Origin of the sequence: Oerskovia paurometabola, assembly GCF_016907365.1 — a bacterium.
In the GTDB taxonomy this organism is placed as follows: Bacteria; Actinomycetota; Actinomycetes; order Actinomycetales; family Cellulomonadaceae; genus Oerskovia; species Oerskovia paurometabola.
Genome location: NZ_JAFBBV010000001.1, coordinates 1,816,776 through 1,840,122, shown reverse-complemented (window position 1 = coordinate 1,840,122; position 23,347 = coordinate 1,816,776). Strand labels below are relative to the sequence as shown.

Sequence of the window (23,347 nt, the reverse complement as noted above, 5' to 3'; positions counted from 1 at the left end):
CGGTTCGGCCGTCGCGGCACGTGGTGCGCCGCAGGCCGGGACCGCCGACTGACGATGACTGGCGATGACTGACGACGGGTCAGTCTTCCCTGTCGAGATGGGCTCGGGCTCCGGCGAGGTCCACGGGACCTGCGAGACGCAGGGCCCGGGGGAAGGCTCGTCGACGCTCGGCCAGCTCGAGGCAACGCCGAGCATCGTGGAGCCAGGCGCCGCGCCCCGGGAGCGACCGGCCGACGTCGACGACGAGCCGAGGCTCCGGGACGTCGGCCTGGTCCACCACGAGGCGGAGAAGAACAGACCGCAGGTCACGCTCCCGGCAACCGACGCACGTTCGAACGGGCGCATGAGCGCCTGAAGGGTCGTGTGACGGTGTCCGGACTCGTGGCCCAGTCAAGGACAGTCTAGCGCGCCCGCTCACCTGGTGTTACCCGTTTCCGCCACCGGTGCCCGGCTCCTCCCCCTCGTCGGAGGTCTCGACGGCGCGGGCGCTCGTCGCTCCGGCGTGGTCTCCCTCGTCCGAGCGGATGTCGATGCGCCACCCCGTGAGCTTCGCGGCGAGCCGGGCATTCTGCCCTTCCTTGCCGATCGCGAGGGAGAGCTGGAAGTCCGGCACGACCACGCGGGCGGCACGAGCCTCGGCGTCCACGACGGTGACGGACGTCACACGGGCCGGGGACAGGGCGCTGGCCACGAACGCGGCCGGGTCGTCGCTGAAGTCGACGATGTCGATCTTCTCGCCGTGGAGCTCGGCCATGACGGCGCGGACGCGTGCGCCCATGGGGCCGATGCAGGCGCCCTTGGCGTTGAGCCCCGCGACGCGCGAGCGCACCGCGACCTTGGACCGGTGGCCGGCCTCGCGGGCGATCGCCATGATCTCGACCGAACCGTCCGCGACCTCGGGCACCTCGAGCTCGAACAGCTTGCGCACGAGGTTCGGGTGGGTCCGGCTCAGCGTGATCTGGGGGCCCTTCATGCCGCGCGCCACGTCCAGGACGTAGGCGCGCAGGCGCTCGCCGTGGACGTAGTCCTCGGTCGGCACCTGCTCGTGCGGCGGCAGGAGCGCCTCGGTGCCGCCCACGTCCACGAGGACCATGCGCGGGTCGTTGCCCTGCTGGATGACGCCCGCCAGGACCTCACCCTCCTTGCCGCGGAACGTGCCGAGGATCTGGTCGTCCTCGGCGTCGCGCAGCCGCTGCACGATCACCTGGCGCGCGGTCGCGGTCGCGATGCGGCCGAAGTCCTTGGGCGTGTGGTCGAACTCGGGCCCGAACACCGGAGCCCGGTAGCGCCGGACCGGCTGGCCGTCCTCGTCGAGCTCGGGCTCGTCGTCCTCCTCGGCCGGGAGCTCCTCGCGGGCCCAGACCGTGACGTGGCCCGTGCGGCGCTCGAGCTCGACCCGTGCCCGCGCGTAGGCGTCGGGCGTCCGGTGGTAGGCGGAGAGCAGCGCCTGCTCGATCGCCGCCACCAGGATGTCGAGGCTGATGTCCTTCTCGCGCTCCAGCAGGCGCAGCGCGCTCATGTCGATGTCCATCGATCAGACCTCCTCGTCGTTCGGGGCGTCGGCCCCGGGGTTCGCGTCAACAGCCATCTCCGGGCCGAGGTCCACCTCGAGGGCGCGCTTGAGCTCGACCTGGATCGCCCCACGGACCACGTCGGCGAGCGCGACGGACTCCACGGTGGCGTCGGTGAGCAGCAGGTTCCCGTCCTCGACGTCCCGCAGACGGCCTTCGACGGTCCCGCCGTCCTGCAGCGCGAGGCGCACGACGCGCCCGCGGGCGCGCTTGAAGTGGCGCAGCTCGGTCAGCGGGCGGGAGGTGCCGGGGGTCGAGATCTCGAGCGTGTAGGCGCCCGGGAAGGCGTTCGACGCGTCGAGCGCGGTGTTGATGTCGCGCGAGACCTCGGCGACGCGGTCCAGGTCGAGGTTGCCCAGGGCGTCCTCGGGGAGGTCCAGCGTGATGCGGACTACCGAGCGGCTTCCGGCCAGGGTGACGGTCACGTCCTCCAGGTACAGGTCTGCGGCCTGTACGACCGGTTCCACGACCCGGCGGACCCTGTCCGCCCCGGCGTGCTTCGCCTTGTTCATCTCTCGGTCTCCCGTCGGCTCCCACTGCCCACCGGGCAAGGATTCGACCGGTGTGTTGTTGTACGGGATCAGCCTAACGACTCACCCGGCTGGAACGTGACATCATCACCCTCGATGACTGCCGAACCTGCTCCGCGCCCGCGCCGCTCGAGCCCCCCGGACACCGCCCCAGCGTCCTCTTCGTCACGTTTTCCGCGGCGGAGCGCCGCGGGGCGCCCGTCCGTGCGCCGCGGTGTGGTGGCGATCGTCACGTCGCTCGCGCTGCTCGTGGTCGCCGGATGCGGCCTGCGGCTCGAGACCCCGCCCCCGACCGAGCCGGTCCCGGACGCCCAGGAGACACTGCGCCGGGTCGCCGTCGAGGGCGCGCTGCTCGTGGGCGACCTCGCCGACGCGGCGGCCGCGACGTCGTCGGGCCTCGACCAGGCGGCGCTCGACGCCCTGACGAGCACGAGCACCTCCGCCGACGAGCACGTGACCCAGCTGGGCGGCGTCTACGACTCGGGGCTCCCCGAGCCCGACCAGGACGGCGACGCGCCGACGTCGGGGGCGACGGACGCACCGACGGGCCCCACGACCGCGACCCCCGCGGAGGTCGTCGACGCCCTCGCGACCTCGGCGACCGCGCTGCGCGGGACGGCCGACCAGTCCGAGGACGGTGCGTTCGCGCGTCTGGTCGCCTCGGTCGCGGCGTCGCAGGACGCCTCGGCGCGACAGGTGGCCGCGACGACGGGCACCGCCCTGCCCGACCCGCTCGTCACCCCGGCGGGCCTGCTCGTCCCGGAGGCCGCGCCGTCGGGCCTGAGCGCGACCGACCTGTCCACGATCATCGAGGCCGAGGACGCGGCAGGGTACGCGTTCGAGCTCCGGGCGGCCCTCGCCGACGGCGAGCTGCGCGACGCCGCGCTCGGGCGCGCGGTGCTGCACCGCGCCAGGGCCGAGGCATGGGCCCAGGCCGCGGGCACGGCGGGCGGGCCGCAGGACCCCCGCCGGGTCGCCTACACGGTCCCGCCCGACGTCCCGACGCCGGAGCTCGCCGCGCAGCTTGAGACCTCGCTCGCACAGTCGTACGCCGCGCTCACGGGCGAGGCGGGCACCGGGACGCGTCTTCCGCTCGTCGACCTGCTGGTCGAGGCGAACCTCGCCGCGATCGGGTGGGGCGCCCCCGTGAGCGCGTTCCCCGGCCTGCCCGAGCAGGAGAGCCGGACGCCCGCGGCCGGCTGACGGTCGGCACCACCAGCGCCGGGGCACGCGCGGCACAGCACGAGGCGGGCCGGGCCCGGGAGCGACGAACGCTCCCGGGCCCGGCCCGCCTCGTCTGCCGCGCGCTTACGCGAGCAGCTCGGCGACCTGGTCGGTCACGAGGTCGACCACGTCGGCGACCGGCACCTGCACGGCCTCGCCGCCCTGGCGCGGGCGCACCTCGACGACGCCGTCCGCGAGCCCACGGCCCACGACCACGACGAGCGGGGCGCCCAGGAGCTCGGCGTCCTTGAACTTCACGCCGGGCGAGACCTTGGGGCGGTCGTCGTACAGGACCTCCACGCCGCGTGCCGAGAGCTCGGTCGTGAGCGACACGGCGGCCTCGAAGACCGCCTGGTCCTTGCCCGTGGCGACCACCTGGACGTGCATGGGGGCGACGTGCGCGGGCCACGCGAGGCCTGCCTCGTCGTGGTTCGCCTCGGCCAGAGCGGCGAGCGCGCGCGTCACGCCGATCCCGTACGAGCCCATGGTCACGACGACCTGCTTGCCGTTCTCGTCGAGGACCGTCAGGCCCAGGGCCTGCGCGTACTTGCGTCCCAGCGCGAAGATGTGGCCGATCTCGATGCCGCGCGCGAGCTCGAGCGGGCCCGAGCCGTCGGGCGCGGGGTCGCCCGCACGGACCTCGGCGGCCTCGATCGTGCCGTCGGCCGTGAAGTCACGCCCGGCGACCAGGTCGAACACGTGCCTGCCGTGCTGGTTCGCGCCCGTGATCCAGCGCGTGCCCTCGACGACACGCGGGTCCAGGAGGTAGCGCACGGCCGAATGCGACGTCTCGGGCTTCTTGCCCTCGGCCGGCACGGTCACCTGGGGGCCCTGCGGGCCGAGCACCTCGGGCCCGATGTACCCCTTGACGAGCTCGGGGTGCGCGGCGAAGTCGGCCTCGCCCGCGGGCTCGACCTCGGCGGGCTCGACCGACGCCTCGAGGCGCTTGAGGTCGACCTCGCGGTCACCGGGCAGGCCCACGACGAGCACCTCGCGGCGCCCGTCCGGGTGCGTGAGCGCGAGCACGACGTTCTTGAGCGTGTCGGCCGCCGTCCACTCGCGGTCGGGGCGCGGGAAGCGCGCGTTGGCGAGCGCGACGAGCGAGTCGATCGTCGGGGTGTCCGGCGTGTCCTCGACGTGCGCCGCGGGCGCGTCGTCGAAGGGTAGGGCCTCGGGCACGGGCGTGACGACGGCCTCGACGTTGGCCGCGTAGCCGCCGGGCGAGCGCACGAACGTGTCCTCGCCGATCGCGGTCGGGTTGAGGAACTCCTCGCTGCGCGAGCCGCCCATGGCCCCGGACGTCGCGGCCACGATCACGTACTCGAGGCCCAGGCGCGTGAAGATCCGCTGGTAGGCGGCACGCTGGTTCTGGTACGAGGCCTCGAGCCCCTCCTCGGTCACGTCGAACGAGTACGCGTCCTTCATGATGAACTCGCGGCCACGGATGAGGCCCGCGCGCGGGCGTGCCTCGTCGCGGTACTTCGTCTGGATCTGGAACAGCGTGAGCGGCAGCTCCTTGTAGGACGAGTACATGTCCTTGACGAGGAGCGTGAACATCTCCTCGTGCGTGGGCGCGAGCAGGTAGTCGCCGTCCTTGCGGTCCGTGAGGCGGAACAGGTTCGCCCCGTACTCGTCCCAGCGGCCCGTGGCCTCGTAGGGCTCGCGCGGCAGCAGCGCCGGGAAGTGGACCTCCTGGCCGCCCGCGTCCTCCATCTCCTCGCGGACGATCGCCTCGACCTTGGCGAGCACGCGCAGACCCAGCGGGAGCCAGGTGTAGATGCCGGGGGCGGCACGACGGATGTAGCCGGCGCGCACGAGGAGCTTGTGGCTCGCGACCTCGGCGTCGACCGGGTCCTCGCGCAGCGTCCGCAGGAACAGGGAGGTCATCTTGAGGGGCTTGACGGGGGGACCGACCACCCGGCTGGAGGCTGAAGACATGGGCCCGATCCTACCGTCGCGGGCACCGCTCCCCCGCAGGGTCTGCGCCCTGCCCGCTCGCGGGACCCCGTCGCCCACGGGACGCCGCCGGTGCGTACCGGCGCCCGAACGGGCACCATGGAACCGTGCCCGAGCTGCCCGAGGTCGAGGCGCTCGTCCGATTCCTCGACGAGCGCGCGACGGGTCGCGTCGTCGTGGCGGCGGACCTGGCCTCGATCGTGGCCCTCAAGACGTTCTCTCCCCCGCTGTCCGCCCTGGTGGGCGGCACGGTCACGGGGGCAGCGCGCCACGGCAAGTGGCTCGACCTCGCGGTCACGGTGCCCGACGACGAGCTCCACCTGGTCTTCCACCTCGCCCGGGCGGGGTGGTTGCGCTGGTCCGAGGACGCGCCGACGACGCCCGTGCGCCCCACGTCGAGCCGCGGTGGCGTGCGAGCCGTGCTCGCGCTGCGGATCCGTTTCGACGACGGGTCGGGGTTCGACCTCACCGAGGCCGGCACCCGCAAGCGGCTCGCGGTCCACCTGGTCCACGACCCGGCCGAGGTGCCCGCGATCGCCACCCTGGGCGTCGAGCCCCTGGGACCCGACTTCACGCGCGAGCGGCTGGCCGAGCTGCTGGGCGCCCGCAACCAGCAGATCAAGGGACTGCTGCGCGACCAGCGCCTGATCGCCGGGATCGGGAACGCCTACTCCGACGAGATCCTGCACGCCGCCCGGACCAGTCCGTTCCGCCTGACCCGCAGCCTCGACGCCGACGACGTGGCCCACCTGCACGACGCGGTCCGGGACGTGCTCACCGAGGCCGTCGCGACGTCGTCGGGCAGGCCGGCGGCCGAGCTCAAGGACGCCAAGCGGCGCGGCATGCGCGTGCACGGGCGCACGGGCGAGGCCTGCCCGGTGTGCGGGGACGTCGTGCGCGAGGTCTCGTTCGCCGACCGGAGCCTGCAGTACTGCGCTACCTGCCAGACCGGTGGCCAGGTCCTCGCGGACCGGCGCATGTCAAAGCTCCTGAAGTAGGCCTCAGAACAGGACGGTCGCGAACGTCCCGACCTGCTCGAACCCGACGCGCCGGTACGTCGCGAGCGCACGCTCGTTGTACGCGTTGACGTAGAGCGAGACGATCGGCGCGATCTCGCGGCGCGTGATCTCCACGACCGCGGCCATGCCCGACTCGGACAGGCGGCGACCCCGGAACCGGGGGTCGACCCAGACGCCCTGCACCTGCGCGACCTCGGGCGTGACCGCCCCGAGCTCGGCCTTGAACACCACGACGCGCTCGGGCGCGAGACCGGCCAGCGGGTCGTGCGCGAGCGGAGCCCCCGACCCGGGGGGCGGCGGGGAGGCCGCCGCACCACCGTCGACCCGCACGAACGAGCGCCCCGACGTGATCAGGCCCCGCACACGGTCCGCGTACGCGTTGCCGCCCGCGGCGACCGGCGAGTACCCGACCTCCTCGACGAACATGCGCACGCACGCCGGCAGGACCAGCGGCAGCTCGGCCGGCACCGACCGGCGGACCGACGGGTCCGGCTCGACGTCGGGCGCCCGGTCGATCATGAGGGACGGCTGGTCGTCCCGGACGTCCCGGGCCGCCGGCCAGTGCTCCGCCAGGCGGTCCCACAGGCCCAGGGCCGCCGACCGCTCGCCCACGATCGACGACGCACGACGCCCGAACCGGCGCGCGAGCGCGGCGAAGGCGTCGAGCGCCTCCGCCCGGTCCCCCTCCGACGGGACGACCGGCACCAGGTTGGCCCCCGCCCAGCAGATCGCCACGAGAGGCCCCTGGACAGGAAAGCCCCAGACCTGACCCCCGCTCTGCGAGAGCCGGGCTGCCTCGACGATGCGAGAGGCCGCGAGCACCGACCCCACAGGGTCCAGGGCGCACACCCGCAGCGCCTCCGCGACGTCCGCATCGCCCAGGACCCGGGCAGCCTGCGGCCGGGACCACGGCCCCGGAGGGTGCCAGCGCGCCATGGCCGTCGACTCAGCCGACGGTGACGACGGGCGGACCGGCCTGTGCGTCGTTCTCCGGCGTCATGGTCTCGGCGATCCGCATCGCCTCTTCGATGAGCGTCTCGACGATCATCGACTCGGGCACGGTCTTGACGACCTCGCCCTTGACGAAGATCTGCCCCTTGCCGTTGCCCGACGCGACGCCGAGGTCCGCCTCACGAGCCTCACCCGGGCCGTTCACGACACAGCCCATGACCGCGACACGCAGCGGGACCTCCATGCCCTCGAGTCCCGCGGTGACCTTCTCGGCGAGCGTGTAGACGTCCACCTGGGCACGGCCGCACGACGGGCACGAGACGATCTCCAGCTTGCGCGGTCGCAGGTTGAGCGACTGCAGGATCTGGATGCCGACCTTGACCTCCTCGACCGGCGGGGCCGAGAGCGAGACACGGATCGTGTCGCCGATGCCCTTGCTCAGCAGCGCGCCGAAGGCCGTGGCCGACTTGATGGTGCCCTGGAACGCGGGGCCCGCCTCGGTCACGCCGAGGTGCAGGGGCCAGTCGCCGCGCTCGGAGAGCAGCTCGTAGGCCCGCACCATGACCACGGGATCGTTGTGCTTGACCGAGATCTTGAAGTCGTGGAAGCCGTGCTCCTCGAACAGCGACGCCTCCCAGACCGCCGACTCGACGAGCGCCTCCGGCGTGGCCTTGCCGTACTTCGCGAGCAGGCGGGGGTCGAGCGAACCCGCGTTCACGCCGATGCGGATCGAGGTGCCCGCGTCCGCGGCAGCGCGGGCGATCTCCTTGACCTGGTCGTCGAACTTGCGGATGTTGCCCGGGTTCACGCGCACCGCGGCGCAGCCCGCGTCGATCGCCGCGAACACGTACTTCGGCTGGAAGTGGATGTCGGCGATGACGGGGATCTGGGACTTCCTCGCGATCGCCGGCAGCGCGAGCGCGTCGTCCTGGCTCGGCACCGCGACCCGCACGATGTCGCAGCCGGACGCGGTCAGCTCGGCGATCTGCTGGAGGGTCGCGTTGATGTCCGTGGTCGGGGTCGTGGTCATCGACTGGACGCTCACGGGGGCGTCGCCGCCGACGTCGACCTTGCCGACCTTGATCTTGCGCGTCTTGCGGCGCGGCGCGAGGACCGGCGGAGGTGCTGCTGGCATGCCGAGGCTGATGGGTACGCTCACGCACCTAGTATCCCCCGTCCGACCCCCCGGCCGCGCCCGACGCCGTTCCCCGCCCCGCTCCGCACACGACTCTTCGCGAGATCTTCACGGGACCGCAGGCGCAGGTCAGGTGATGCGGATCGGGTTGACGATGTCCGCGTAGATCAGCAGCACCCCCATGCCGAGCAGGACGACCCACATCGCCAGCCCCAGGGGGACCAGCTTCGCGACGTCCGCGTGCGCGGGGCGCGGACGGCCGCGGACCGTGGCGACCTGCCGCTTGGCCCCCTCGTACAGCGCGCCCGCGATGTGCCCGCCGTCGAGAGGCGGCAGCGGGATGAGGTTGAACGCGAAGAGGGCGATGTTGAGCGCAGCCAGGAGGCTCAGCATGGTCGCCACCCGGTCGACCACGTCGACCTGGTCCGCGCCCACCACGTCGACCGCGATCCGCCCCACGCCCACCGGCCCCATGACGGAGGCAGGGTCACGCTCCTCGCCGCCGAACGTGGACTGCACCACGTCGACCAGCTTGGCCGGCAGCTCGACGATGACCGCTGCCGTCCCCGAGACCTGCGCCCAGATGGCCTCCGGCACCGCGCTGAGCGGCTCCGAGACCCGTTCCTGGGTCGGGGCGATCCCGACGTAGCCCGCGGGCTTGAGCACGGGCTCGCCGTCGTCGTCCGTCACGTACTGCCCGTCGTCCCCGACGACCGGACGGTCGACCTCGGTCGGCGTGATCTCGAGCGTGACACGCTCCCCCGCGCGCTCGACCACGACCGGGACCGTCTGTCCCGCCGCGCCCGTGATCTTGCCGACCAGCGAGTCCCAGGACGTGACCGGTTCGCCGTCGAACGACACGACCGTGTCTCCCGGCTCGATCCCCGCCTCCGCGGCGGGGGTCGCAGGGTCGGTCGTCGTGCACTCGTAGTCCGCCGGTGCCGCGGCGGGCGTCACGCACGCAGGCACCGTCGCGACCGTCGTGGTCGCCTGCGGCGAACCGATCCCGACCAGGACGACGGTCATGAGCACGAACGCGATCACGAGGTTCATGAACGGTCCACCGAACATCACGACGACCTTCTTGGGCACCGAGAGGTTGTAGAACGCGCGCGGCTCCTGCCCGGGAAGGATCTCCTCGGCGCTCATCTCGCGGGCGTCCTGCACCATGCGGCCGAAGAAGCCGTCCGACTGCTTCGCGCCGGGAGGCGCGGGCGGGTACATGCCCACGAGGCGCACGTAACCACCGAGCGGGATCGCCTTGAGCCCGTACTCGGTCTCGCCCCTGGTCCGCGACCAGAGGGTGGGCCCGAAGCCGACGAAGTAGTGGCTCACCCGGACCCCGAACTTCTTCGCCGGGACCATGTGCCCGACCTCGTGCAGGGCGATCGACACGAGGATGCCGACCAGCACGACGAGGATGCCGATCACCGCGGCCATGAGGAGCTCCGTTCAGGGGTGCTGCGAGAAGAAGACCAGTGCTGAGTGCCCGAACCTACCGCCGCTTCCTGCGGGCGGCCTGAGGACCGTCAGGGGTGGGAGGCCCCGAGGGACGCCACCAGGGCCCCGGGCTCAGCGGCGGGCGAGGATCTCGTGGGCCCGCGCCCGGGCCCACGTCTCCGCCGCCGTCACGTCGTCCAACGTGACCGCCGCCCGCGAGGTTCCCCGGTGCTCTCCGAGGACACGCTCGACCGTCGCGACGATGTCCAGGAAGCCGATCCGGCCCTCCAGGAACGCCGCGACGCACTCCTCGTTGGCCGCGTTGTACACCGCAGGGTGCGTCGCGGAGGCCGACGCCGCCTCCCGGGCAAGCCCGACGGCCGGGAAGAGCGCCTCGTCGAGCGGCTCGAACGTCCACGCCGTGGCGCTCGACCAGTCGCAGCCCGCGGCGACCTCCCCCAGGCGGTCCGGCCAGCTCAGGCCGAGCGCGATCGGCAGGCGCATGTCCGGCGGGGACGCCTGCGCGATGGTCGAGCCGTCCACGAACTCGACCATCGAGTGCACGACGGACTGCGGATGCACCACGACGGCGATCTCGTCGGTCGGCACGTCGAACAGCAGGTGCGCCTCGATGAGCTCCAGGCCCTTGTTCATGAGCGTCGCCGAGTTGATCGTGACGACCGGCCCCATGGCCCACGTCGGGTGCGCGAGCGCCTGCTGCGGGGAGACGGCCTTGACGTCGTCACGTGCCCAGCCGCGGAACGGGCCGCCCGACGCCGTCAGCACGAGCCGGCGTACCTCCTCGCGGCGCCCTGAGCGCAGGGCCTGCGCGATCGCCGAGTGCTCCGAGTCGACCGGGACGATCTGGTCCGGACGCTGCCTCGCGTCCTGGACGAGCACGCCCCCCACGACGAGCGACTCCTTGTTGGCCAGCGCGAGCGTCGAGCCCGCGCCGAGCGCGGCGAGCGTGGGGCCGAGGCCCACCGACCCCGTGATGCCGTTGAGCACGACGTCGGAACCAGCCCCCGCGAGCTCGGTCGCCGCGTCCGGGCCGACCAGCACCTCGACCGCCGGAGCGCCGGCGCGCGAGGCCCTCGCGGCCAGCGCGGCCTCGACCTCCACGGCCCGAGCAGGGTCCGCGACCCCGACACGTCGCACACCGAGCGCGACCGCCTGCTGGGCGAGGAGCTCGGCGTTCGCGCCACCGGCCGAGATCGCGTCCACCCGGAACCGGTCGGGGTGACGTGCGATCACGTCGATCGCCTGGGTGCCGATGGATCCGGTCGACCCGAGGAGGGTCACGCTGCGCAGACTCATGGGGACATCCTCCCAGGTGCGCAGAGCGCCCGAGGCGCGCTGCGTCGTCGGGCAGGCCGCACCGAGGGCGTCACTCGACGCCGAGCAGCACCTCGATGGCCCGGGCGAAGAACGCGTCCACGGGCCCCTCGGCGTAGCCGTCCTTGCCGCGACGGCGAGCGAACGTCGAGTTGCGGATCTCGGCGGCCGTGATGGGCTCCTGGCGGTCGAAGTACGCCACGAGACGGTCGCACAGGTCGTCGACGTCGTCCATGTCGTAGCCCCACTCGCCGCGAGCCGCAGGCGCGAAGCGCTCGCCGTCAGGACGCCCCAGACGGCCGTACAGGCTGCGCGCCCGCTCGGCCAGAGCGTTCATCCAGGCCTGCTGGCCGTTGACCGCGACGTACTCGGCACGCTGACGGGCGATGAAAGCCCCCTCCAGGCGATCGAGGGCCGCGTCGACCTCGTGGGTGTCGTACCCGCCGCGGACCAGGTCGAACATCGAGACCTGGATGTCCGTGCTCGTCAGGCGCTCCGGCTTCTTGCCCTCGTAGACCTGACGTGCGTGGTCGAAGAACTCGTCAACCTCTTCCGGGTCGTACCCGTTGCGCACCTTCGAGACGGTGCTGAACAACGCACTCACTCTTCCTCCTCAGCTGCCAGCTGCCCGCACGCACCATCGATGTCACTGCCGCGTGTGTCACGAATAGTGGTCGGAATCCCGTGCCCGCGCAAGCGAGCCACGAACTCGTCCTCCACCTCGCGCTCGCTCGCCGTCCAGATCGAGCCCGGCGTCGGGTTCAGCGGGATGGGGTTCACGTGCACCCAGCCCGAGCCACGAGCCGTGAGCTTCTCGCCCAGCAGGTCCGCACGCCACGCGTGGTCGTTCATGTCCTTGATGAGCGCGTACTCGATGCTGACGCGCCGGCCCGTGACCTCGAAGTAGTTGCGAGCGGCGTCCAGGGTCTCGTCGACCGACCACCGGGTGTTGATCGGGACCAGCTCGCTGCGCAGGTCGTCGTCGGGGGCGTGGAGCGAGAGCGCGAGCGTGACCGGGATGCCCTCGGCCGACAGCTTGTTCATCGCCGGGACCAGCCCCACGGTCGAGACCGTGATGTTGCGCGCCGACATGCCCAGGCCCTCGGGGGCGGGCGCGACGAGCTGCCGGATCGTGCCCATGACGGCCTTGTAGTTGGCCATCGGCTCGCCCATGCCCATGAAGACCAGGTTGTTGAGCCGGGCCGGGCCGCCGGGGATGTCGCCGTCGGCGAGCGACTTCGCGGCCGAGCGCACCTGCTCGACGATCTCCGCGGTCGACAGGTTGCGCGTCAGGCCGAGCTGTCCCGTCGCACAGAAGGGGCAGGCCATGCCGCACCCGGCCTGGCTCGAGACGCACAGCGTCGACCGGTTCGGGTAGCGCATCAGGACCGACTCGACCTTGGCCGCGTCGAAGAGCTTCCAGAGCGTCTTGACGGTCGTCCCGCCGTCGGCCTGCATGACGCGCGCCGGGGTGAGGAGCGGCGGCATGAGGTTCTCCACGAGCAGCTTCCGCGTCGCCTGGGGGAGGTCGGTCATGTCCTCGGCGTCGTTCGTGTAGTGCGTGTAGTAGTGCGTCGCGAGCTGCTTGGCGCGGAAGGGCTTCTCCCCCAGCTCGACGACTGCGGCCGTGCGCTCCTCCGGGGAGAGGTCGGCGAAGTGGCGCGGGGGCTTCCCGCGACGAGGTGCCGACATGACGAGCGGCAGCGGCTTCGATTCGACGGACGGGCGAACAGACATGAGAAGGATCCAGAGGTTGGAGCGGGTGGAGCAGGTCAGCGCACCGCGCCGGGTCGACGCGTCAGGTGCGCTCGTGCGAGCGTGCCGGTGCGTTCTCACGCGGTCCGGCACGCGCGCGTGCGCCCGCGCCCTGCCCTGGCCCTCGCGGGCCGCGCCTCAGAGCGAGACGGAGAGCAGCAGGTACACGAACGGAGCGGTCAGGAGCATGGAGTCCAGGCGGTCGAGGACGCCGCCGTGCCCCGGCAGGAGGGACCCCATGTCCTTCAATTCTAGGTCGCGCTTGATCATCGACTCGGCCAGGTCCCCCACGGTCGCCGTGAGCGGCACCATGATGCCGAGCGCGACACCGATCACGGGGCTCGCGCCGAGCCCGTAGACCGCGCCCACGACACCGATCGCCGTCGCCAGGACGAACGAGCCCGCCAGGCCCTCCCAGCTCTTCTTGGGACTGATCGAGGGAGCCAGCGGATGACGGCCGAACAGGACCCCGGCGACGTACCCGCCGACGTCGTTCGACACCGCCAGCAGGATGAACAGCAGGACCTGGATCCGGCCGTTGTCCGGGTTCGCGAGCATCATCATGACGAACCCCGCCATGAACGGCAGGTAGGCCGTCGCGAAGGTCCCCGCGGCCGCGTCGCGCACCGCGGCCGTGCCCGAGCCGTCGATGACCCGCCAGACCACGACGCCCGCCACGGTCAGCACGAACGAGACCATGAGGGCCTCGGGGCCCGAGTAGTACGACGAGATCAGGATTCCCGCAGCCCCCACCAGGAGCGGCAGGAGCGGCAGGTGGATGTCGCGGCGCAGGAACGCCTGCTTCAGCTCCCACAGCGCAGCCCCGACCGCGGCGGTCGCCAGCAGCACGAACGGCTCCGGGCGGAAGGCCAGCGAGGCCCCCACCAGGACGAGGAGCCCGACCCCGACGGAGATCGCCTTGGGCAGGTCGCGTCCGGCCTTCGGCGTGCGCCGGGGCCGGGACGCGACCGCATCACTTGTCATCGGTGCGTTCGGACTTCTGCATCAGACCTCGAGGAGCTCGCTCTCCTTGCCGGCGAGGAGCGCGTCGATCGTGTCGACGTGGCTCTTCGTGAGTGCCTCGAGCTCCTTCTCGGCGCGCGTACCCTCGTCCTCGCCCGCCTCGCCGTCCTTGACGATGCGGTCGAGCTGCTCCTTGGCACGGCGGCGCACGTTGCGCACCGAGACGCGCGCGTCCTCGGCCTTGCCCTTGGCGAGCTTCACGTAGTCGCGGCGACGCTCCTCCGTGAGCACGGGGAGCACCACCCGGATGATGTTGCCGTCGTTGCTGGGGTTCACCCCGAGGTCCGAGTCCCGGATGGCCTTCTCGATCGCGCTGAGCGCGGTCTTGTCGAAGGGCGAGATCACGATCGTGCGGGCCTCGGGCGTGTTGAACGAGGCGAGCTGCTGGAGCGGCGTCGGAGCGCCGTAGTACTCGACCGTGATCTTGTTGAACATCGCGCCGCTCGCACGTCCCGTGCGAATGTTCGCGAAGTCCTCCTTGGCGACCTCGATCGCCTTGTCCATCTTCTCTTCGGCCTCGAGGAGGGTCTCGTCGATCACCAGTGCTCCTTCGTCGTGCGTTGCTGGGCTAGCCGTCCTGCGCCGCACGGGGCGGCGCACCCGGGTTCGCGGCGCGGTCCGGGTCGTTCGTCGGTCGTCCGGTCAGTTCGTCGTGACCAGTGTCCCGATATTGTCCCCCAGCAGCGCGCGGGTCACGTTGCCCGGCTCGCTCATCCCGAAGACCCGCATCGTCACGTCGTTGTCGCGGCACAGGCTCAGGGCGGTGGCATCCATGACCGCCAGGTCCTTGACGAGCGCGTCGGTGTACGTCAGGTGGTCGAGCTTCACGGCGTCCGGGTTGGTGCGCGGGTCCGCGGTGTAGACACCGTCGACACCGTTCTTGCCCATGAGGACCTCCTGGCAGTGCGTCTCGAGGGCGCGCTGGGCGGAGACGGTGTCGGTCGAGAAGTACGGCATGCCCGCTCCCGCGCCGAAGATCACGACACGGCCCTTCTCCAGGTGGCGGATCGCGCGCAGCGGGATGTACGGCTCGGCGACCTGCCCCATGGTGATCGCGGTCTGCACGCGGGTGTCGACCCCGGCCTGCTCGAGGAAGTCCTGGAGCGCGAGGCAGTTCATGACCGTGCCCAGCATGCCCATGTAGTCGGCGCGGGCGCGGTCGAGGCCGCGCTGGGAGAGCTCGGCGCCGCGGAAGAAGTTGCCGCCACCGACGACGATGGCGACCTCGACGCCCTGACGGACGGCATCGGCGATCTCGCCGGCCACCCGCTGCACGACGTCCGGCGCGAGGCCGATCTGTCCGCCCCCGAAGGTCTCCCCGGAGAGCTTGAGCAGCACCCGACGTGCGGGGGTCTTGGTCTCGATCTTGTCGCCCATGTGCCGAGCCACCTGTCCTTCGTCGTTCCGATCTCCCGGGGTCTGCCCCAGGACGTACCGGGGACGGTCGTGCTCGTCGTCCCCGGGTGGTGCGTGTGCACCGGGACCCACCGGGTCCCGGTGCGCGGTGGCCCGGTCCGCGCGAGCGCGGACCGGGCCACCGGAGGAGTGCGTCAGGCGCCGACGCGGTACCGCACGAACTCGGTGACCGTGCCACCGACCTCGGCGAGAACCTGGCCGACGGTCTTCTTCGGGTCCTTCGCGAGCGGCTGGTCGAGCAGGACGACGTCCTTGAAGAAGCCGTTCAGGCGGCCCTCGATGATCTTCGGGAGCGCGGCCTCGGGCTTGCCCTCGTTGCGCGAGGTCTCCTCGGCGATACGACGCTCGCTCGCGACGACGTCCTCGGGGACGTCCTCGCGGGTCAGGTACGTCGGGGACATCGCGGCGATGTGCTGCGCGATCTCCTTGGCGACGGCCGCACCGGCGACGTCGGTCGCGACGACGACACCGATCGACGGCGGCAGGTCCTTGGCGGTGCGGTGCAGGTACGCGGTGACGCGCTCACCCGCGACGCGCGTGGTGCGACGCAGGACGACCTTCTCGCCGAGCGACGCGGCGGTGTTGTCGATGACGAGCTGGACGGACTCACCGTCGGCGTCGGCAGCGAGCGCGGCGTCGACGTCGGCAGCACCCGAGGCGGCGACGGCGGTCAGGACGCGGGCCGCGAGGTTGAGGAAGTTCTCGTTCTTCGCGACGAAGTCCGTCTCGGAGTTGAGCTCGATGAGCGTGGCGACCTGGCCACCCTCGGTCTCGGAGACGTCGACGGCCACGAGGCCCTCGGAGGTCGAGCGGCCCTCGCGCTTGGCGACGCCCTTCAGACCCTTGACGCGGATGATCTCGAGCGCCTTCTCGGAGTCGCCGTCGGCCTCGTCGAGCGCCTTCTTGACGTCGAGCATGCCGGCGCCGGTGCGCTCGCGCAGCGCCTTGATGTCGGCTGCGGTGTAGTTCGCCATGGTGGTGTCCTTACCTGTCTGGGGTCCCGGGGCTCCCCGGGGAGAACGTGGAGCGGGCGGTGCGGCGGGTGCGCGCCCCTCCGGAGAGGGGCGCGCACCACGTCGTCACTTGGACTCGTCGGCCTCTTCGGCGGGGGCCTCGGCCTCAGCGGCTGCCTCGACGGCCGCCTCTGCCTCGACCTCGGCCTCGACGGCGACCTCGGCTGCTGCCTCGGCGACGACCTCGGCCTCGACGGCGGTCTCGGCTGCGGCCTCGGCGACGACCTCAGCGGCGGCTGCGGTCTCCACGGCGGTCTCCGCCTCGGCACCGGCGAGGAGCTCGCGCTCCCACTCGGCGAGCGGCTCTGCCTCGGTGGCCGAGCCGGCCTCGGCGCCCGTGCGGTTGCCCGAGTGGCGCTGGAGCAGGCCCTCGGCCGCGGCGTCGGCGATCACGCGGGTCAGCAGCGTGACGGCGCGGATCGCGTCGTCGTTGCCCGGGATCTTGTAGTCAACGACGTCGGGGTCGCAGTTGGTGTCCAGGATCGCGACGATCGGGATGCGCAGCTTGCGCGCCTCGTCGACGGCCAGGTGCTCCTTGTTGGTGTCGACGATCCACACGGCGGAGGGGACCTTCGCCATGTCGCGGATGCCGCCCAGGGTGCGGGTCAGCTTGTCCTTCTCGCGACGGAGGACGAGCAGCTCCTTCTTGGTGAGCCCGGAGCCTGCGACGTCGTCGAAGTCGATCTCCTCGAGCTCCTTCATGCGCTGCAGACGCTTGTGCACCGTGGTGAAGTTGGTGAGCATGCCACCGAGCCAGCGGTGGTTCACGTAGGGCATGCCGACGCGAGCGGCCTGCTCGGCGACGGGCTCCTGCGCCTGCTTCTTCGTGCCGACGAAGAGGATCGTGCCACCGTGGGCGACGGTCTCCTTGACGAACTCGTACGCGCGGTCGATGTAGGACAGCGACTGCTGCAGGTCGACGATGTAGATGCCGTTGCGCTCCGTGAAGATGAAGCGCTTCATCTTCGGGTTCCAGCGGCGGGTCTGGTGTCCGAAGTGGACTCCGCTGTCGAGGAGCTGGCGCATGGTCACGACGGCCATGGCACTTCCTTTCAGGCGTGACGCGGGATCCTCCCGCTGCTCACGCTCATTCGTCCGACCGGTCGCAGTGCGTCCGGTCGGTGCATTCCGGTTGTCGGTGCCGGCCGGGATTGGCCCTGCACCCCTGGCGCCACACCATGGTCCGACGCCGGGCCCTGGCGAACGAGGGTCCGGACCGTTGTCGGGATGGCCCCTGACGGCGGCCTGCGAAGGCCGCGAGTCGGGGACGTGACGCGCGAAGTCGACGGCGCGCAGCGGGGGGTTCCAGGTCCCCTGCCGGTGACCTCTGGGGTGACCGTCGGGAGCGCTGGGAGCCCGTCCGAGTGAACGTGCCGATCGCGGCGTTAAGTCTACCTGATCGCGGGCCGCAGCCGGACCCGTGCACAGGCCGCGCGCACGGGACCCCGTCCACAGCGCGGGTCGACAGGGCTCCGTACGGTCCTGCGGTACGCGACGCTGCTGCGGTGCCTTCCTCCGCACGGCCCACCGGGCCGCTCCAAGACCTCGCCCCGCCAGTCCGACGACGTCGCTCGCGTCACGCTCCCGGCCCCCCGTCCGAGAGGCTCGGCCAGACGGCAGACCAACGCCGCCTGTCGCGCGCGAGGGCGAGCGACCGGTTGCTCGTGGGCCCGCTCCCGGTCGTGCCCGTGCTCACCCTGGTGGTCCTCGTCGCGTCCCTCCTGCCCGTCCTGCCCGCCCGAGGGTCCGAGGGCCCGGACCCCACGACCACGGGCTGGACGTCCCCGGTCGCCGGCGATCCCGTGGTGCTCCGTGGGTTCCTGCCCCCCGACAAGGAATGGCTCGCGGGACACCGCGGGGTCGACCTCGAGGCACCTCCTGGGAGCGCCGTCGTGGCACCCGAGGCCGGGGTCGTGACGTTCGCCGGGACCGTCGTGGACCGGGGGGTCGTGGTCGTGCTGCACGACGGCGGGCTGCGCAGCTCGCTGGAACCGGTCGACGGCTCCGCTGCCGTGGGGACGCGGGTCGGGCGCGGGCAGGTCGTGGGGACGGTCCAGGGCGCGGGCGACGGGGCCGGCGGTTCCGGAGGGACCGGCACCACGGGCGCCGGACACTGTCTGCCGGTGTCGTGCCTGCACTGGGGCGTTCGTCGCGGCGACACGTACGTCGACCCCCTCGCGCTGCTCGGGCCGCGCGAACCGATCGTGCTGCTCCCGCTGCGCTAGCGGCGTCCTGGGACCTTCTACTCGCCGCGAGACGCGGCCATCAGGGGTTCGTGCGCCGTCCCGACCCCGCTTGGCCGCATCTCGACGGCCCGAGGTCCCAGGGCACGAGCGGTCCCTCTCGGCGACCGGAGGTTCCCGCGCCCGGCAGCACCCCCCTCACGCCCGCGGGAAGGCCTGCTCGAACGAGGCACGCAGGCGGTCGGCGCTGACGTGCGTGTACCGCTGGGTCGTGGAGAGCGTGGCGTGGCCGAGCACCTCCTGGACGCTGCGCAGGTCGGAGCCGCCCTGGAGCAGGTGGGTCGCGGCGCTGTGCCGCAGGTCGTGGGGCGCGACGTCGTCGACGCCTGCGAGCGCAGCGAGCCGGTGCACCGTCTCGCGCGCCTGTCGCTGTCCCCACCGGTGTCCGCGGTCCCCGAGCAGGAGCGCGGGGCCGGAGTCCGCCACCACCAGCGCGGGCCGCCCCACGTCGAGCCAGCGGCGCAGCGCCCGGCCCGCAGGGACGCCGAACGGCACGACCCGCTCCTTGTCGCCCTTGCCGATCACGCGCAGCGTCCGCTCCCCCAGGTCCACGTCGTCGACGTCGGCACCGACGAGCTCGGCGACGCGAAGGCCCGAGGCGTAGAGCACCTCGACCGCGACCCACTCACGCAGGCGCGCCGGGTCGCCGTCCGCGGCCGCGTCACGGGCGGTCTCCATGAGGTGGGTGGCGGCGTCGACGGCGAGGACGGTCGGCAGGTGACGAGCGACCTTGGGGCTCGCGAGCCGCAGGGCGGGGTTGTGCGCCGTACGGCCCGTGCTCGTCGTCCAGGCGAAGAAGGCGCGGGCCGCCGCTCCTCGTCGGGCCATCGTGGTCCGGGCGAGGTCACGCGCCCCGAGATCGGCGAGCCAGTCGCGCAGGACCGCGATGTCGACGTCGTCGAGCCCCCGCACGCCCGTCGCCACGGCGCGCGCCAGCAGCGACCGGACGTCGCCCGCGTAGGCGCGCACCGTGTGGGCCGAGAGCCCTCGTTGGACGTCGAGGTGCAGCTCGAACTCGGCGACGGCCGCGGCAAGAGCAGGAGGAAGGTGCGTCTCGCCGTGCCGCTCGCTGTCGCTCATCGTCCCAGTGTCGCCGCTCACCGCCTCCGCGTCGTGGAGCCCACGCCCTGGGGCGCACGGGGCGCCCGTCGCCACCGGCCTCCGGACTGCTCGGCGAGCCCGACGAGCTCCAGGTGGCCGAGGCTGCCGAGGGTCTCGTCGACACCGAGGCCGGCGGTCCGCGCCACGGAGTCCACGGCGGCGTACACGCGCAACGGCAGGGCGTCCCACAGCCTGGTGCCCAGCTCGTCGAGGTCGTCCTGGGGTGCGGAGCGCCCGGTGCGCGGGGTCGACGCGTCCGCCCCGACGTGCCCGGCCAGCTCGGCGGCCTCGTCGGCGTCGGTCACGCACACGGCCTGGGCGTCCCGCAGGAGCTGGTGGCACCCACCGGAGGCCATCGAGGTCACGGGCCCGGGGACCGCCCCCACGGGCCGCAGCAGCGCGCTCGCGTGTGTCGCGGTGCTCAGCGCGCCGGACCGCCAGGCCGCCTCGACGACGACGGTCGCCCGGGAGAAGGCCGCGATGAGACGGTTGCGCTGCAGGAAGCGGACCCTGCTCGGGACGGACCCCGGGGGGGTCTCGCTGACGATGCTCCCCTCGTCCAGGACCGCCCGCAGGAGGTCGGTGTTGCCCGCCGGGTAGAGGCGGTCGACCCCTCCCGCGAGGAAGGCGACGGTCCGGCCCCGTGCGGCGATCGCGCCGCGGTGCGCGGCGGCGTCGATCCCGTACGCACCGCCGGAGACGACCGTGAAGCGCCGGTCCACCAGACCCGAGGCGAGGTCCGCCGCGACGTGGCGTCCGTACTCGGTGCACGCGCGAGCGCCCACGAGCGCGAGCGAGCGTCGCGACAGACCTGCGAGGTCGCTCTCGCCACGGACCCACAGCGCGAGGGGCGCGGCCTCGCCCAGGTCGTCGACCGCCGTCGGCCATCGCGGGTCGCCGGGGACCAGGAGCGCCCCGCCCAGCCGGTCGAGAGCTCGGAGCTCGCGAGACGGGTCGAGGGTCGCCAGCCTGCCGCGCCACCGCTCCACGGCGCGCAGCAGGCGGTCGACCGACGGCCGCTCGCCCTGCGACGCGAGGACCTCCGGCACGAGCGGACCCGCACCGGACGCCACCTCGTGGAGCCATGCGAGCGCGTCCCCGGCGCCCAGGTGCGCGACGATCGCACCGGCGACCTGGTCCCCCGGTTCCGCGATCCGGCTCCAGGCGGCGCGGGCGAGCAGCGGGTCGTCGACGTCGAAGGTCGGCCGGGCCTCAGCCATGGTGACCTCGCGTCCGGAGCGCGAGCCCCTGCCCCACGTCCCCGGCGTTCGGCGCGGTGCGACCGGCCAGGTCGGCCACGGTCCAGGCGAGCCGCAGCACCCGGTCGGCTCCCCGCAGCGAGAGGGTTCCCCGGTCGAGGGCCGTGTCGATCCCCGCGAGCAGCCGCGGGTCCGGCCCCAGCCGTTCGCGCAGCCAGGTCCCCGGCACCTCGGCGTTCGTGCTCCACGGCGTCCCCGCGAGCCGGGCCCTGGCCGCGGAACGGGCCGCGGCGACCCGTTCCGCGACCGTTGCGCTCGACTCGACGTCGGCCCCGCCCGCCCGGTCGACCCGCGACACGGGACGCACCTCGACCTGGACGTCGACGCGGTCGAGCAGCGGCCCCGACAGGCGGGCGAAGTACCGGCGCCGGACCAGCGGGCTGCACGAGCACTCGAGCCCCTTGCCGATCCCGAGCCCGCACGGGCACGGGTTGGCGGCGAGCACGAGCTGGAAGCGGGCCGGGTAGCGCGCGCTCCCGGCGGCGCGGTGGATGACGAGCTCGCCGTGCTCGAGCGGCTGGCGCAGGGTCTGCAGGACCCGCGAGCCGAACTCCGGCGCCTCGTCGAGGAACAGCACGCCGCGGTGCGCCCGGGACGCCGCCCCGGGCCGTGGCAGCCCGCTGCCCCCGCCGACGATCGACGCCGGGGTAGCGGTGTGGTGCGGGTCCTCGTAGGGCGGGCGGCGGATCAGGCCCTGTCCCGGGTCGAAGACCCCCGCGACCGAGTGGACGGCCGTGACCTCGACCGCCTCCGCCTCGTCGAGGTCCGGCAGGATGCCGGTGATCCGGGAGGCGAGCATGGTCTTGCCAGCCCCTGGTGGCCCGACCAGGAGCAGGTGGTGACCGCCTGCCGCCGAGACCTCGAGCGCGCGCCGCGCCTGCTCCTGGCCCAGGACGTCGCGCAGGTCCCCCTCGGCCCGTCGCGGTCCGGCCGTGCGGCCCGGGCGGGCGGCGGCGCTCGGGGTCACGATCCCGGGCAGCTCGGCGCCGTACAGGGCGGCGATCTCCGCCAGGCTCGCGACGCCGACGACGCGTGCCCCCGGGACGAGCCGGGCCTCGTCCGCGTCCTGCACGGGCACGACGACGTCACGCAGCCCGGCCGCGACGGCGGCGGCCACCGCAGGGAGCACGCCCCGCACCGACTGGAGCCGACCGTCGAGCCCGAGCTCGCCGAGGTGCACGACGCGCGCGGGGTCCGCGACGGAGATCTTGCGCGCTCCGGCGAGCATCGCGACGGCGATGGCGAGGTCGAAGCCCGACCCTGCCTTGGGCAGCGAGGCCGGTGACAGGTTGACGGTGATCTTGCGCTGGGGCCACTCGATGCCCGACGAGGCGATCGCGGCGCGCACGCGGTCCCTCGACTCGGACAGGGCCGCGTCGGGCAGCCCGACGAGCGTGAACCCCGGGACCGAGGCGGCGAGGTGGGCCTGCACCTCCACGAGGTGTCCCGAGAGACCGACGAGCGAGACCGCGAACGTGGTCCCGAGCGACATCAGCTGACCCCCACGAGATGCTCGACGTGCGCGGCCCCGGCGGCGGGCAGGATCACGGCGACGACGTCGATGCGTATCGACGCGGGGCGGACCGGGTGCGTCGCGACCCACTCCCCGGTCAGGCGGCGAAGTCGGGCCAGCTTGTCAGGGGTCACGGCCTCCGCAGGGTGCCCGTAGGCGGTCCCGCGCCGGGTCTTGACCTCGACGGCCACCAGCACGTCCCCGTCGCGCGCGACGAGGTCCAGCTCGCCCCGGGTGCCCCGCCAGTTGCGGTCGAGGACCACCCACCCGGCCTCGACCAGGTACCTTGCGGCGACCTTCTCCCCGTACCGACCGACAGCGTCCTTCGCTCTCATGTCCCACCTCCGGCACACACCGTGGCCGATCGGCGGCTGCGGCGGGGCTGCGGCGGCCCCGGCTGTGGAGGAAGGCTCGAGACGGTGACCTGTGCACGGTTCGCCTGCGCAGGAGCACGACAGTCCTGCGGCCACCCGGTCTGGGGGGCCGCAGGACTGCTGCTGGAGCGAGCTAGAGCTGGAGCTCGGCCTTGGCCAGCTCCTCGACGTTGACGTCCTTGAACGTGACCACGCGCACCGACTTCACGAAGCGCGCGGAACGGTACACGTCCCACACCCAGGCGTCGGCGAGCCGCAGCTCGAAGTACACCTCGCCTGCGGCCGACCTGACCTGGAGGTCCACCTGGTTCGCCAGGTAGAAACGTCGCTCTGTCTCGACCACGTAGGAGAACAGGCCCACCACATCGCGATACTCGCGGTAGAGGGCCAGTTCCATCTCGGTCTCATAGTTCTCGAGGTCTTCGGCGCTCACTGCACCATCATGGACCATCGCGTGCCACAAGCCGGGATCGGGCGTCGAGCGCGGCG

23 protein-coding genes are annotated in these 23,347 nt (G+C 72.7%); 3 read left to right on the top strand and 20 right to left on the bottom strand.

The features are described from left to right. Nucleotides 1-79: 79 nt before the first annotated feature. The 3 genes from JOD48_RS20130 to rimP all read right to left on the bottom strand — a co-directional run bounded on the left by JOD48_RS20130 (nt 80) and on the right by rimP (nt 2,083). On the bottom strand, nt 80-277 hold the full coding sequence (locus JOD48_RS20130) for a YlxR family protein (protein WP_307824288.1): 198 nt from the start codon (nt 275-277) through the stop codon (nt 80-82). A 147-nt stretch (nt 278-424) separates the two neighbouring features. Beyond that, nucleotides 425-1,531 (bottom strand): transcription termination factor NusA, encoded by a 1,107-nt coding sequence (gene nusA, locus JOD48_RS08270; protein WP_204808506.1) that lies wholly within the window; start codon nt 1,529-1,531, stop codon nt 425-427. Nucleotides 1,532-1,534: 3 nt separating this feature from the next. Further along, nucleotides 1,535-2,083 carry a ribosome maturation factor RimP gene (rimP, locus tag JOD48_RS08265; RefSeq protein WP_191790602.1) on the bottom strand — a complete coding sequence of 183 codons (549 nt, stop codon included), beginning with the start codon at nt 2,081-2,083 and terminating at the stop codon, nt 1,535-1,537. A 222-nt stretch (nt 2,084-2,305) separates the two neighbouring features. On the opposite strand from rimP, the gene JOD48_RS08260 reads away from it, so the two are divergent. Beyond that, nucleotides 2,306-3,304, top strand: coding sequence for a DUF4439 domain-containing protein (locus JOD48_RS08260; RefSeq protein ID WP_204808504.1), 999 nt, complete (start codon nt 2,306-2,308; stop codon nt 3,302-3,304). 105 nt (nt 3,305-3,409) lie between these two features. On the opposite strand, the gene JOD48_RS08255 is transcribed toward JOD48_RS08260, so the two are convergent. Then, on the bottom strand, nt 3,410-5,263 hold the full coding sequence (locus JOD48_RS08255) for a proline--tRNA ligase (RefSeq protein WP_239527359.1): 1,854 nt from the start codon (nt 5,261-5,263) through the stop codon (nt 3,410-3,412). Between the two features lie 125 nt (nt 5,264-5,388). On the opposite strand from JOD48_RS08255, the gene JOD48_RS08250 reads away from it, so the two are divergent. Continuing rightward, entirely contained in the window at nt 5,389-6,279 is an 891-nt protein-coding gene (locus JOD48_RS08250; RefSeq protein WP_204808502.1) for an Fpg/Nei family DNA glycosylase, read from the top strand. Between the two features lie 3 nt (nt 6,280-6,282). On the opposite strand, the gene JOD48_RS08245 is transcribed toward JOD48_RS08250, so the two are convergent. From JOD48_RS08245 to rpsB, 11 genes are all read right to left on the bottom strand, one after another. Continuing rightward, a complete protein-coding gene (locus JOD48_RS08245; protein WP_204808500.1) occupies nt 6,283-7,236 on the bottom strand; it encodes a GNAT family N-acetyltransferase in 954 nt (317 codons plus the stop codon). Between the two features lie 10 nt (nt 7,237-7,246). Next, entirely contained in the window at nt 7,247-8,386 is a 1,140-nt protein-coding gene (gene ispG, locus JOD48_RS08240; protein WP_030150594.1) for a flavodoxin-dependent (E)-4-hydroxy-3-methylbut-2-enyl-diphosphate synthase, read from the bottom strand. A 129-nt stretch (nt 8,387-8,515) separates the two neighbouring features. Further along, the gene (locus JOD48_RS08235) at nt 8,516-9,826 is read right to left on the bottom strand and encodes a M50 family metallopeptidase (RefSeq protein ID WP_191790598.1); all 1,311 of its coding nucleotides are present in this window, start codon (nt 9,824-9,826) and stop codon (nt 8,516-8,518) included. A gap of 132 nt (nt 9,827-9,958) precedes the next feature. After that, nucleotides 9,959-11,143, bottom strand: a complete 1,185-nt coding sequence (gene dxr / locus JOD48_RS08230; protein ID WP_191790597.1) for a 1-deoxy-D-xylulose-5-phosphate reductoisomerase — start codon at nt 11,141-11,143, stop codon at nt 9,959-9,961. A 70-nt stretch (nt 11,144-11,213) separates the two neighbouring features. Next, a complete protein-coding gene (locus JOD48_RS08225) occupies nt 11,214-11,765 on the bottom strand; it encodes a DivIVA domain-containing protein (RefSeq protein WP_191790596.1) in 552 nt (183 codons plus the stop codon). Next, on the bottom strand, nt 11,762-12,898 hold the full coding sequence (gene rlmN, locus JOD48_RS08220) for a dual-specificity RNA methyltransferase RlmN (RefSeq protein ID WP_204808498.1): 1,137 nt from the start codon (nt 12,896-12,898) through the stop codon (nt 11,762-11,764). The genes JOD48_RS08225 and rlmN overlap by 4 nt, the downstream gene beginning before the upstream one ends. A 156-nt stretch (nt 12,899-13,054) precedes the next feature. Further along, nucleotides 13,055-13,900: a phosphatidate cytidylyltransferase gene (locus tag JOD48_RS08215; protein WP_191790594.1), complete on the bottom strand. Its 846-nt coding sequence runs from the start codon at nt 13,898-13,900 to the stop codon at nt 13,055-13,057. Between the two features lie 21 nt (nt 13,901-13,921). Further along, on the bottom strand, nt 13,922-14,479 hold the full coding sequence (gene frr / locus JOD48_RS08210) for a ribosome recycling factor (protein WP_030150600.1): 558 nt from the start codon (nt 14,477-14,479) through the stop codon (nt 13,922-13,924). Nucleotides 14,480-14,581: 102 nt separating this feature from the next. Continuing rightward, nucleotides 14,582-15,316, bottom strand: a complete 735-nt coding sequence (gene pyrH, locus JOD48_RS08205) for a UMP kinase (RefSeq protein ID WP_191790593.1) — start codon at nt 15,314-15,316, stop codon at nt 14,582-14,584. A 173-nt stretch (nt 15,317-15,489) separates the two neighbouring features. Then, a complete protein-coding gene (tsf, locus tag JOD48_RS08200) occupies nt 15,490-16,329 on the bottom strand; it encodes a translation elongation factor Ts (protein ID WP_191790592.1) in 840 nt (279 codons plus the stop codon). A 105-nt stretch (nt 16,330-16,434) separates the two neighbouring features. Continuing rightward, nucleotides 16,435-17,409 (bottom strand): 30S ribosomal protein S2, encoded by a 975-nt coding sequence (gene rpsB / locus JOD48_RS08195; protein ID WP_191790591.1) that lies wholly within the window; start codon nt 17,407-17,409, stop codon nt 16,435-16,437. A 641-nt stretch (nt 17,410-18,050) separates the two neighbouring features. Here rpsB and JOD48_RS08190 point away from each other — a divergent pair. Next, on the top strand, nt 18,051-18,593 hold the full coding sequence (locus JOD48_RS08190) for a M23 family metallopeptidase (protein ID WP_307824043.1): 543 nt from the start codon (nt 18,051-18,053) through the stop codon (nt 18,591-18,593). Nucleotides 18,594-18,749: 156 nt separating this feature from the next. Here JOD48_RS08190 and JOD48_RS08185 read toward each other — a convergent pair whose 3' ends face one another. From JOD48_RS08185 to JOD48_RS08165, 5 genes are all read right to left on the bottom strand, one after another. Continuing rightward, on the bottom strand, nt 18,750-19,691 hold the full coding sequence (locus JOD48_RS08185; protein WP_204808496.1) for a tyrosine-type recombinase/integrase: 942 nt from the start codon (nt 19,689-19,691) through the stop codon (nt 18,750-18,752). Between the two features lie 17 nt (nt 19,692-19,708). Continuing rightward, nucleotides 19,709-20,932 carry a DNA-processing protein DprA gene (dprA, locus tag JOD48_RS08180; protein WP_204808494.1) on the bottom strand — a complete coding sequence of 408 codons (1,224 nt, stop codon included), beginning with the start codon at nt 20,930-20,932 and terminating at the stop codon, nt 19,709-19,711. Continuing rightward, a complete protein-coding gene (locus tag JOD48_RS08175) occupies nt 20,925-22,463 on the bottom strand; it encodes a YifB family Mg chelatase-like AAA ATPase (RefSeq protein ID WP_191790588.1) in 1,539 nt (512 codons plus the stop codon). Before JOD48_RS08175 ends, dprA begins: the two co-directional genes overlap by 8 nt. Then, the gene (locus tag JOD48_RS08170) at nt 22,463-22,819 is read right to left on the bottom strand and encodes a YraN family protein (protein ID WP_204808491.1); all 357 of its coding nucleotides are present in this window, start codon (nt 22,817-22,819) and stop codon (nt 22,463-22,465) included. Before JOD48_RS08170 ends, JOD48_RS08175 begins: the two co-directional genes overlap by 1 nt. A gap of 172 nt (nt 22,820-22,991) precedes the next feature. Then, nucleotides 22,992-23,291 (bottom strand): DUF2469 domain-containing protein, encoded by a 300-nt coding sequence (locus JOD48_RS08165; protein ID WP_024840525.1) that lies wholly within the window; start codon nt 23,289-23,291, stop codon nt 22,992-22,994. Between the last annotated feature and the right edge of the window lie 56 nt (nt 23,292-23,347).